This is a genomic window from Ketobacter sp. GenoA1, assembly GCF_003671475.1.
In the GTDB taxonomy this organism is placed as follows: domain Bacteria; phylum Pseudomonadota; class Gammaproteobacteria; order Pseudomonadales; family Ketobacteraceae; genus Ketobacter.
Genome location: NZ_RCHM01000042.1, coordinates 789,116 through 801,975, shown reverse-complemented (window position 1 = coordinate 801,975; position 12,860 = coordinate 789,116). Strand labels below are relative to the sequence as shown.

Genomic DNA, 12,860 nt, shown 5'->3' with positions numbered 1-12,860 from the left:
AGTTCTTTATTTTAGTAGTTAATAAACCAGCTAAGGCAGACCCAATGGCCTGCCTTATATTTAATCAGTTTTTGCGACATCATCATCTTTCTTTGCAAGTGAAACGTCTCAGAGATTCTTCAGATCATCTTCGGACAGCCCCTCGATTTCCGCGAGCAGGTCAGCCATCTCGAGATCATCCGCAGAAGCCAGTTCTGCCTGCAACAAGTGCAAAGCAATATTTTCAATGGTGGGTTCCTCAAACAGAGCACTCAACGCCAGCTCCACATTAAAGTGTTCCCGCACACGGGAAACCACTTGCGTCGCCAGCAGGGAATGGCCGCCCAAATCAAAGAAGTTGTCCGTCACACCCACCCGCTCCAAACCGAGCACCTCTCCCCAGATTTGGCACAGCGTTTCTTCTGTGTCATTTCGGGGCGCAACAAACTCATTCTTGGAAACGGCACCGTCACTGGGAGCAGGCAAACTGCGCTTATCAATCTTACCGTTGGGAGTAAGCGGAAATTCAGACAGCACAACATAGGCCTTGGGCACCATGTAATCCGGTAACGACTGGGCAAGGTACGCCTTCAATTCAGCAGCATCAATGGCCACATCGCTCTGCACATACGCAACCAAACGCCGATCGCCCGGTACATCTTCACGTGCCAGCACCACACTTTCCCGCACATCCGCGTGTTGGCTGATGGTTGATTCAATCTCACCAAGTTCAATTCGATAACCACGGATCTTCACCTGATCATCGGCACGGCCCATGTACTCCACCACACCATTGGGTAGGTAGCGGCCGATATCACCGGTTTTGTACAAGCGTCCATACAAGCCTGAGGCGCGATCCACACTGCAACTGAATTCGGATTCAACAAACCGCTCCCCGGTCAGATCGTCACGGTTAAGATAACCGTGAGCAAGCCCCTGCCCGCCCACATGGAGCTCGCCAGGCACACCAACCGGAACCGGGTTCAAGTGTTGGTCCAGAATGTACAAATCCAGATCCGGAATGGGGCGGCCAATCAGGCTTTGGCGTCGATCCAGGTCATCGACGGTGATTCGATGGTAAGTAACATGAACCGTGGTTTCGGTAATACCGTACATGTTAATCAATTGAGGTTGATCCAGACCATAATGCGAACTCCATTTCTGCAGAGCAGAAAAATCCAGGGCCTCACCGCCAAAAATCACACATCGCAACGCCAGCGGACTGGACGCACGCGCCACCCCATCCCGGCTGTACTCATCCATTTTGATAAACTGCGTGAAAGCCGAGGGTGTCTGGTTCAATACAGTTACACCTTCATCGCACACCAGCTGATAAAAATCTTCCGTCGATTTGGCTACCTTGCTGGGCACGATTATGACGTGGCCACCATAGAACAGTGCGCCCCATAATTCCCACACGGAAAAATCGAAGGCAAAGGAATGAAACAGCGTCCACACATCCTGATCATTGAATCCAAACCATTGATCCGTTGCAGTGAACAGCCGAATCACGTTGGAATGCGGAATCAGCACCCCTTTCGGTTTACCGGTGGTTCCCGACGTGTAAATGACATAGGCACGGTCATCAGGCCCGGATTCCGGTTGCGGATTGGTGCTCGGCTGCTCTGCCAGCATGCCCTCAACCTGATCCAGAATTACCGCTGTGAAGTCCCCTGCCGGTACGGTATCCACTACCGCCGACTCGGTAATCAGTAATGCCACCTTGGCGTCTTCCAGTATAAAGCGGAGGCGTTCTTCGGGGTTGCCGGGATCCAGCGGCACGTAGGCACCACCGGCCTTCAGCACCGCCAGAATGGAAACCACCATATCCAGTGAGCGCTCCAGACAGATGCCTACCAAGTCGTTGGACTTAACCCCCTGCTGCTTCAGGTAGAAGGCAAGCTGGTTCGCCCTGGCATTCAGTTCAGCGTAGGTGAGGCTGACACCATCCATCGCCACAGCGGCCTTATCGGGGAAGCGCTGCACGATGTTTTCGAAGCGCTGATGAATGGTATCCTGAAACTCATAATGCTGCGGCTGATGGTTCCATTCGTGCAGCACCAATTGCTTTTCATGATCACTCAACAACGATACTTCGGAAAGGCGACTGTGGGGATGCTGCGCAACCACATTCAGAATCTGCTCCAGGTGACCCACCATGCGGTGAATGGTGTCCCGGTCAAACAGGTCTGTGTTGTACTCGATCATCCCTTCCAGCCCGTTAGGGCCTTCTTCCAGATTCAGGGTAAGATCAAATTTGGAAGTTTTGGCCACCGAAGGCAGCATCTCCACATTCACATCCGGCATCTGCACATTCAGGGTGTTGGATGCGTTTTGCAGTGTAAACACCACCTGGAACAGCGGAGAATGACTTTTATCGCGGGACACACCCAAGGCATCCACCAAGCGCTCAAACGGCAAATCCTGGTGACTGTAGCCCGATAGCGTGACGTCCTGCACCTGTGACAACAGGTCGATAAATTTAGGATCGTCATCCATATCGACCCGTAACGCCAGACTATTGACAAAACAGCCGATGAGTTTTTCAAATTCCGGCAGGGCCCGATTGGCTACCGGTGTTCCCACGCATATATCGGTTTGCCCAGTATAACGGTACAGTAGGGTATAAAAAGCCGAAAGCAACGTCATAAACAGGGTCACACCCTGCTCGCGACTCAACGCATTGAGCTGCTGCGTCAACACTGAATTGATCCGCACCGGCTCATAACTGCCGTTAAAGGTCATCAGTGCGGGACGGGGCCGATCCGTGGGCAACTCCAGAACAGGCACACCCGCCAGCTGGCCACGCCAGTACGACAACTGATGCTCGAACACCGGGCCATCCATCCAATTGCGCTGCCAGGTTGCATAATCCGCGTATTGTATTTTAATCTCATCCAGATTATGGGCTGCACCGGAAACAATCGAGCGATACAACGCCCCTACTTCATCAATCAGAATGCCAAGCGACCAGCCATCGGAAATGATGTGATGCATGGTCAACAGCAGTACGTGTTCCTGATCTGTAGTCTGCAGCAGACGGGTTCTCATCAGACGAATTCGCCGGGCTTTGTTCAACGGGCCCAGCACCAGGTCAAAGGAACGCGTTGCTTCATCTTCTGCCAGGTGAATCACTTCCGCTTCACGCTCTTCCGCATCCAGGTGGCGCAAGTCCCTGACATCCATGAACCAGTCTGTGGGCTCACGAATCACCTGCGTTGCCTGGCCATCGTCGATCAGGAACGAGGTACGCAACGCTTCATGGCGTGCGACCAACTGCTGAAATGCTTTACGCAATGCGCTGACATTGAGCTTGCCGCTCAAACGAATGGCAGCGGGCATATTGTACGAGGTACTGATGTTGTATTCCGATTTGCCCGATTCCAGTTGATTCAGGAACCACAAACGCATCTGTGCAAACGACAAGGGTAGTTCGCCATTGCGATCAATGGATTTAACCGGTGGCGGCATCAGATCCGCCAGATTCTCCAGGTTATCCAACTGCAGGCATAAAGACTCAATGGTGGGCGTCGTGAACAACAGCTTCACGGGCAGCTCCACCCCAAACTCCTCACGAATGCGTGATATGCACTGAGTGGCCAGCAGTGAATGACCGCCCAGCTCAAAGAAATTGTTGGTCACACCCACTTTGTCCAGCTTCAGCACATGGCGCCAGATAGCCGCCATCTTGCGCTCATTCTCAGTTCGCGGTTCAACAAACTGATCGCCGATCAGGTCTTCAATGGACGGCACCGGCAGGCGGGCACGATCCACCTTGCCGTTGGGTGTCAATGGAAAGGCTTCCAGAATCACAAACGCCGATGGCAACATATATTCCGGTAATTGAGCCCGAATCACAGCCCGCGCCTGCTGCATTAGCTCCGATTGGTTGCCCTCCGGCGCCACCAGATACGCCACCAGACATTTGGCGCCGGCGGCATCTTCCCGGGTCAGCACCAGACTGTCCTGTACCCCGTCCACCGAGTTCAGGACGGACTGAATCTCCCCCAGTTCGATGCGGAAACCACGCACTTTGACCTGGTGATCTATGCGGCCCAGATACTCCAGGTTGCCATTATCCATATACCGCACCAGATCCCCGGTGCGATACATGCGGGCGTATTTCGGATCATTCTCAAACGGGTTGGGCAGGTATTTTTCTTGGGTTAAATCTTCACGATTGCGATAACCGCGAGTCACCCCGGTACCGGAAAGATAAAGTTCACCGGCCAGCCCCGGCGCCACCAAGGCACCATGCTGGTTAAGGATGTAGGCTTTAGTATTATCGATCGGGCGGCCGATGGTGGCGGCCTTGCCGATTTCCCGCAATGTAAACGTGGAATAGGTGGTGTCTTCGGAAGGGCCATATAAATCGTACACCCGCTCCACACAGGTATTCTGATAAAGCCCATCCACCAGGCTCGCGGCCAAGGCTTCACCGGCCAGGTTGATGACCTTCACATTGTCGGGGATCCCGTTTTCCCGCAGCAGAGTAGCAATGGCGGAAGGCACTGTATTCACCAATACCACCTCGCTTTTTGCCGGCAGGGTGGGCAACGCCAACACATTGTCAGCAAGTATAATCTTGCCTCCCGCAGACAATGTCACAAACAGTTCATACACTGAAAGGTCAAAGCAAATGGAGGTTGCCGCCAGTACTCCGGAAAGATCCTCTTCACTGAAGACGCCTTGCGCCCAATGAATCAACCCGCTGGCATTCCCATGACTGATCATCACCCCTTTAGGCTTGCCGGTAGAACCGGAGGTGTAAATGACATAGGCGAGATGATCGGCAGCGATATCCAGTTGGGGGTTATTGCTGGCACAATCCCTTAACTGCGGCCCTATCCGGTCAACAAACACCGGCTGAAAATTTTCACTGGCGGGGGGCAGCATACCATCTAGAGAACTGTGGGAAATCACCAAAGGAGCACTGGCGTCGGCCAGCATGTAAGCCACCCGATCGGCCGGATAGTTGGGATCTATGGGCACATAAGCGCCACCGGATTTGAGTATTGCCAGTAACGCGACCACCATATCGGCATCCCGCGCCATGCAGACACCCACCAGAGTTTCCCGGGTTACTCCAAGATGAATCAGGTGATGGGCCAAACGATTACTGCGCTCATTCAACTCCCCGTAGGTGAGCCGCTCCTGCCCATCCACCAAAGCCACAGCATCACTGTCCTTGGCCACCTGATTTTCAAACAGGGAGTGAATGCAGTCTGTGAGCGGGTGATCAACATCCGTCGAGTTATACTCGATTAAAAGCTTGTCTTTATCGCTTTTGGTGAGGATGTTAATGCCACCAATAGGTTGCGTCGGATTCTCAACGGCGCTTTGTATCAATTGCTGGAAGTGCTCCATCATCTGCACGATGGTCTCTTCTTCAAACAAGTCTGTGGAATACTCCAGGTCACCCTGCAAGATGCCGGATTCCTCCGACAACTCCAGCGTCATATCAAACTTGGAGGTACCCGGTGCTGTATGCAGGCTTTCCACATTAACCCCGGCCAGGTTGAACTCTTCATCGATGGTGCTGTTCTGTAATACGAACATAACCTGGAATACCGGCGAATAGCTCAGGTCACGTGATACACCCAGATGTTCGACTACACGTTCGAACGGCATCTCCTGATTGGCAAAAGCTCCCTGAGTAACCTTGCGTACCCGCTGCATCAAGTCCACGAAGCTGGGGTTGCCTGACAGATCGGTGCGTAACGCCAGCGTATTGACAAAAAAGCCGATCAGCTTTTCCAGTTCCGGTGTGGTTCGGTTCGCAATGGGCGTACCCACGCAAATGTCTTCGCTCTGAGTGTACTGATGCAACAGCACATTGAAGCAAGTCAGCAGCGACATATACAGTGTCACGCCTTGCGTTCGGCTCAACTGTTTGAGTGCCTGCACCTGCTCTTTGGGAATCTGGAAATAGTAGTTGCTGCCGTTAAAGCTCTGTTCCGGTGGCCGCGGATGATCCAGCGGAAGATCCAGTACCGGCACACCACGCAAATGCGCCAACCAATAATCCAACTGCTTGTTCAATAGCCCGCTATCAAACAACTCCTTTTGCCAGTGGGCAAAATCCGCGTATTGAACCGTGAGCTCCCGTAGCTTGGAGGGCTCTGCCGTCACCTGCTCCTCATAAGCATGGGAAATTTCGTCAGTGATCACCTTCAGGGAAAAGCCATCGGCTGCGATGTGATGCATCGTCACCAGCAACAGATACTGCTCTGCAGCGCGCCCTTTCAGCGCATCCGCCTCCTGATCCGGCAGGCGCAACAGGTGGGTACGAATAACCGGGCCGGTGGCCAGATTAAAAGGTTTGCGTGCCTCACCATCAATACGATCCTGGATGGCTTTACCTAAAGCGGGCTCTTTAAGATAGGTCAGATCTTCTGCCGTGAATCCCCACCTGGGTGCCGGCAGTACTTTTTGATAGGCGTGACCATCCTGCTCAACGTACACGGTTCGCAATATTTCATGGCGGAAAATCATGCTCTCAAAAGCTTTGGCAGCCGCCCCGACATCAAGCGCACCCTGGATTTTAAGTGCGAAAGGGAGATTGTACGCAACGTTGTTTTCACGCAGCTTATCCATAAACCACATGCGTTTCTGGGAAAACGACATGGGCATCAGTTCAGTGCGCTCTACCACTTGCAGGGGTGGTAAACTGGAGCCTGCCGCTCCGGCCATGGCATCTGCCAGAGTGGAGGCCAGGGCCCGGAAATCCCTGGCATCGAACAAAGCCGGCAATTCCAGATTGATTTCAAACCGATCCCGCAGACGAGTGAACAACTGAGTAATTTGCAGGGAATCAATGCCCAGCCCCATCAAGCTGACATCGTCACTGATACGATCAATTTTCTCACCAATCTCGCTGGCGATCGCCGCTTTCAGGTAAAGCATCAGGCGCGGTTCTTTCTCCGCCTCCGGCAGGGATTGCCATTGAGCTTTACTGAGATCCAGCGCGGCTTCTATCTCTTTCTTTTCCTCTGCGCCCTGCTCCACAGCATTCAGGGCACTGACCGCAATCGGCTGCAGTGAATCTTCCAGAAACGCCCGCTGATTGGCGCTGCGCTGAATTTTACCGCTGGAGGTCTTAAGGATCGCACCAGGCTTCAGGTACACGATGGTGTGCACCTGAAGTTCGTGATTTTCCGCCACTGCCTGCCGGATAGCAGCGCTGACCACTTCCGTCACCAGGCGCATGCGGTATTTACGCTCCACTTCCTGCACTACGACAAGGCGTTCTTCACCGTCAATCTCCACCGCGAAAGCCGCTCCGGCATCGGATTTCAGAGCCACGTGACTCTGCTGTACGGTAAATTCAATGTCCTGCGGGTAGTGATTGCGGCCGCGAATGATGATGACATCCTTTTGCCGGCCAGTTATGTACAGCTCACCGTCGATCAGGCACCCGAGATCACCGGTACGCATGTAAGGACCATCACCATCAGCGGTGTAGGCCCGGAAAGTTTCCTCCGTTGCCGCTTCATTGCGCCAGTAGCCCTTGGCGATGTGATCACCCTTGGACCAAATCTCCCCCACCTGCCCTTCGGCCAGCACGCGCTTTGTGGCAGGGTCAACTATGGCAACCTTTGCATCCAGCGGCGCAACACCATTGGAAACCAGGCGCATGGTCTTATCACTGCTGGTTGGCGCCGCGATTTTATTCTCCGACAGTGCAGCGGCATCCACTTCCTTGAACAGCGGCCGGTTTTCTTCACGGGCACAGCTCACCATCAATGTGGCCTCAGCCAAACCAAACGTAGGTGTGAACGCTTGCCGCTTAAAACCACAAACCTGAAATGCCGCTATGAAATTTTCCAGGGTCTCCGGGCGCACCGCCTCGGCACCGGAGAGCGCAATACGCAAACTGGACAAATCCAGCGTCGCCTTTTGCTCATCGGTAATCTGATTAACGCAGAGTTCATAGGCAAAGTTAGGCGCACAAATGGCCGTACCTCGATAATCACTGATGGCCTTAAGCCAGCGATAAGGCTTTTGCAGGAAAGAAGCCGGTGACATAAACACCGACGTGGCACCCACAAACAGTGGTTGCAGCGTCGTGCCGATCAGCCCCATATCGTGGAACATGGGCAACCAGCTTACCGAAACATCCTCATCATGACTCTTAAAGGCCGCTGTGATCATGGCTTCGTTATAGATCAGGTTGCCATGACTCACCATCACCCCTTTGGGATTGCCGGTGGAACCCGACGTATATTGCAGAAAGGCCAGTGTTTCGGCCGACAATTCCGGCGCCTGCCAGCGGGCAGCCGTGTCGGCTTGATCCAGATCCACCGTCAGAAACTCCAGTTCGGTAAGCCCTTCGGTTTCTGCAAACAGCGGTTCAGCAATGGTCAGCACCTTTGAGGTGGTTAACACAAAGCTGGGCACACAATCATCAATGATCGCTTTCAAGCGCCCCAGGTTCTGGTTGCGACGGGGTGGATAGGCCGGCACGGCGATGACGCCGCTGTAAATACAGCCAAAGAACGCGAATATAAACTCCAAACCCGATGGAAAAAGCATCAGGGCTCTGTCCCCCGGCTTGGCAACGGCAGCGAAGCGCACCGCTGCAGAACGCGCCTGATCCCTCAATTCCGCGTAGGTAACTCTGATACCCTGATCTTCACCATCGGGCAGAAAGGTGAAAGCGATCTTGTCCGGGTGCAGACCGGCACGTGCTTCCAGCAGCTCAACCAAATTGGAACAATGTGAAGGATTGAAGGAGATAGGCCCAACTTCTTGCGACATACAGACATTTCCTGCTTGTTTATTCTTATTATGCGATCACACCCTAAAGGCTTGATAGGCACGTTTACCTGACTTGCGAATCCATTGCGATCCCTTCCCCAAATCCCTCAGAAAAGGTAAGCCGAGATAAAAAAGGCGAGAAGCCACCGGATTTTTTAATTATAGAACTAAGGTGGTTTCGATACTTTATTCAAATTCGCATTTTTTATCAAAGATAGACCAAGCGTATACATACCTACAAAAACAGGTATACCATAATAAATTCCGTTAAATCAATGAGATATGGTTTTATTGTGTTGTAAATTTATAACCGGATGCATCATTCAAACGTTTGTTTACATTGCTTTACCGCTGCTTAACAAAGTATCACAAGGAACTCATCTGAATTGACGGTCATTTTTTATATGATGCTAAAAGAATTGGGACTTCTGCCCACATTTGTACCAAATGCGGGGCCCGCCGGGATTAGCCACCTGCAAGGCTTTCCTTTAGCACGTTTCTGGCGTACAGTGACCCACAAAAAATACTAAGCATAACAAACAACTATTAGAAATATATGAGAATTAAACCTGCGGTATCTCGCCTTCTATTGGTTATCCTTTGCCTGCTGAGCCCTCATCTCTTCGCTGAGAATCTTGAGGAAATCTTCGCGCTTGCCCGTAAAAACGATGCGGAATGGGCGGCCAAAAAACAGAAATACCTGGCTGACCGCGAAAAGATGGAGCAAGCCTATGGCTCCCTGCTCCCCACTGCGGATCTGAACGGCACCTGGGGTAAACAATATTATGAAAGCGAAACCCCGGTGTTTGATGGTGGCTTTAGCGGTGGTGGTGTCAACGAGGCCGTAATTTGTGCTGGTCTCAACAATGTCTCAACCACCGACGAGTTCCTGGACCTGTGTACCAGCAGCACCTCCACCCGCGAAGACTACGATGCCACCATCTATGATCTGACCATCGCCCAACCACTGGTGCGCATGGATCGCTGGCACCGTTATAAACGCGCCAAAAGCCTGGATAACGCCGCCAAGGCCGATTTGGCGTTCAGCCAGCAGGAGCTGATGATCCGTTCCGCGGAAGCCTATTTCGGAGTACTGCGGGCACAGGAAGAGCTGCGCCTGGCACAGTCCGAAGAAAAAACCCTGCGCACTCAGCTCACGGAAATCAAGAACCGATACAAACTGGGCCTGATGCGCGATACGGACGTGTTTGAACTGCAGGCCCAGCATGACATCGCCAAGGCGGCGGTGATTGTGGCGGAAAGCCAGGTGGACGTAGTGAAAGAGAACATGGCCATGCTCACCGGCATTTACATCGATATTGTTAACCCCCTCCCCAAAGACATTCCCATTGAGCCCCCTCAGCCTTTCGCGTTAGCCGAATGGGAAGATTTTGCCAAACGCACCAACTATCAACTCATTGCCGCTCAATATGCCAAGGAAGCATCCGAGAAGGAGCTTTCAGAGAAGAAATCCGGCCATGCCCCCACCGCGGACCTGTTTCTGAAGTACGAACACCGCGATGTGGGTGGCGGTTTCACGCCCTCCTCAGACACCACCACCTTCGGTGTACGGGTATCCGTTCCCCTTTACTCCGGCGGTATTACCTCATCTCAGGTGCGGGAAGCGGATTATAAGGTTCAGGAGGCCCGCCATAATGTTGACCTGGCCATGCGTAACGCCCTGCGCGAAACGCGACAATATCACACCCAGGTCAATGCCAATGTCGCCAGTGTCCAGGCCCGGCTGCGGGCGGTAAAGTCCAACAACAGCTCATTGAAAGCCATCAAGCAAGGCTGGCAGGATGGTATTCGCACCATGTCCGATGCCCTGACGGCACAGCGCAAGGTGTTTCAGGCGCGCAAAGAATATGCTACTTCACGTTACGATTACATTCTTAACACATTAAAGCTCAAGAAAGCGGCTGGTGTTCTGTCGCCCGATGATTTACAAACACTGAATAGCTGGCTTGATAGCCCGACCGATACCGTCAGCTCCATACTCGAAACCGATGAAAGCTATCTGGAAGAAGTGGACGACATCAAGTTCGAGCGTGAAATCAAGACTTTTGATGATGAAAAAGAGGCCGAAAGCGCGAAACAACACAAGAGCCTTTATGACGCATTCAAAGCCTGGCGCGATAAAGAATAATACATTTTATAATCCAATAAAAATTAACGAAAGTGAGGGGGTTCCACCTCGAGGCACTATGGGAATAATGCCGAAGAGCGGGAATACACTAGATGGATAAAGACCTAAACTTGGATCAGAAAACACCTATGTACGCAAAACACGCTCGCTACCTGGCGCTGGCCGCCGCTGTCTCTTTCAGCAGTGGCGCCACTGCCCAGCTGCTGCATAACGTAACCATCGGCAACCCCAAGGCACTGGCATTGGGAAATGCGGTTACCGCTGATCCACCGGGCATTGACTCCATTCACTTCAACCCTGCGGGCCTTGCCAAAATCAAAGGTCGCCAGATGAACCTCAAGGTTTTGGCGGCCCATATGACCATTGATGGTGATATCGGGGAACCAACCCGACCAACCAATACCATTAAAGAGGTCTATTATCAGGGCAACAATGGCAACCCCAACAAGCCCCAATGCAGTGGTGGCGCAGTACCCACCCAGGAAGAGCTCGATAACTGCTGGGGCATCGATCCCATCGCCAATACCAGCACCAGTATTGATGGCCCCGGCCTGATGTTGCCGTTCGTGGGCTTCACCGAGGTCCCCATCCTGGCGTTTCCGGCCGGCGGTATCGCATTCGAGGACCCTGCCCGGGGCTGGACCTTTGGTACAGCCGTGTATTCACCCCAGGGCATCGGTTATACCCGCAAGGACGGAGACCCAAAAGACGGCATCGGTGATCCCGGCGCATATCAGGGCGTCAACGTAGGCGTCACCCGCTTAACCTATTTCTCTCCCACGGTGGCCATTCCGGTCAGCGATCGACTGTCTTTCGGGGTCGGAATCAACTTTTCTTACCAGGGCATGGCACTGGACACCTACATTCGGGCTCCACTGGAAACAACTCAGTTTCTGGATAGCGTCAACGAGCTACCCCTGCCTGATGACCTGAATATCATCAAGCCCTACGACACCGTGGGGCGACTTTCCATGGAGATGGAAGACTTCCTGTCGGTTGGGTTTAATTTCGGTATCCTTTACGAACCCTACGACTGGCTCTCTTTCGGCTTCCTCTATCAGAGTGAAACCACCTCGCAACTCTCCGGTGACTACAAAATGGAGAACACGGAAGAGTTCATGCTGACCACCGAAGGGCTTGCGCCCCTGGGTGGTGCCCTGGGCGCTTTCGGTGGAGCTGCCTTTAACGCCACGGAAGTGGAAAAAGGCACAGTTGAACTGGAATACCTGATGCCGCAAAACATCGCTTTCGGCACCTCCATCAAAGTATTGCCGAATCTGAAAATAAACTTTGACGTGCGCTGGGTAGAATACAGCGTATGGGATGAACTCAAATTTGAATTCAGCAACAACGTCGATTTTCTTAACCTGTCCAGCGTAATTTATACCGTGGCCGGTGGTTTTGATGTTAAAGACAACGCCGACCCGGACGAAATGCGCATTCGCCGCGCCTATGAAGATACCTGGTCCGTTGCCATTGGTGCCGAATACCAATGGAACGACAACCTGGTTCTACGGGCAGGCTATGAACCCCGTGAAGGCGCCATACCCAGCTCCTCAGCAGACCTGCTTTTCCCAATAGGAGACGCGGACCTGTTCACAGCTGGTTTCGGCTGGCAGATGAGCAACACCACGCGCATTGATGCAGCCTTTGGTATTCTTTACTCTGAACAAAGCATCGATGCCTGCGAGTCCAAGAATGCCAACACCTGCCAGGAAGGGGATGTAGTTTATAACCCCTACTATTCCATGCCGTTTGAAACCGAAACCACAGCCTACATTGCCGCCATTTCATTCGACAAAAAATTCTGATCGACAGCATCCATCAGCATAAAAAGCCCGGCACTGTCCGGGTTTTTTGTTTTTGGTTCAGTCCGCCCCAAAACGATCTCTGCCACCTTAATCCTTTTGTTATCAACAATATATCGAGACTACCCATCGCCAAATAGTCCTTTCGGTCGATGCCGAAAAGG

At 52.7% G+C, this 12,860-nt stretch carries 3 protein-coding genes; 2 read left to right on the top strand and 1 reads right to left on the bottom strand.

All coding sequences use genetic code 11. The features are described 5' to 3' along the window. Window positions 1–108: 108 nt before the first annotated feature. The gene (locus D9N13_RS17590; RefSeq protein WP_290592714.1) at window positions 109–8,739 is read right to left on the bottom strand and encodes a non-ribosomal peptide synthetase; all 8,631 of its coding nucleotides are present in this window, start codon (window positions 8,737–8,739) and stop codon (window positions 109–111) included. Window positions 8,740–9,295: 556 nt separating this feature from the next. Between D9N13_RS17590 and D9N13_RS17585 the strand changes: the two genes are divergently transcribed. Further along, the gene (locus D9N13_RS17585; protein ID WP_290592712.1) at window positions 9,296–10,888 is read left to right on the top strand and encodes a TolC family outer membrane protein; all 1,593 of its coding nucleotides are present in this window, start codon (window positions 9,296–9,298) and stop codon (window positions 10,886–10,888) included. A 128-nt stretch (window positions 10,889–11,016) separates the two neighbouring features. After that, window positions 11,017–12,699: an OmpP1/FadL family transporter gene (locus D9N13_RS17580; protein WP_290592710.1), complete on the top strand. Its 1,683-nt coding sequence runs from the start codon at window positions 11,017–11,019 to the stop codon at window positions 12,697–12,699. Window positions 12,700–12,860: the final 161 nt, after the last annotated feature.

Coding starts and splice junctions, on each gene's coding strand:
- D9N13_RS17590 (WP_290592714.1), bottom strand. CDS start 8,739: ATGTCGCAAGAAGTTGGGCCTATCTCCTTCAATCCTTCACATTGTTCC.
- D9N13_RS17585 (WP_290592712.1), top strand. CDS start 9,296: ATGAGAATTAAACCTGCGGTATCTCGCCTTCTATTGGTTATCCTTTGC.
- D9N13_RS17580 (WP_290592710.1), top strand. CDS start 11,017: ATGTACGCAAAACACGCTCGCTACCTGGCGCTGGCCGCCGCTGTCTCT.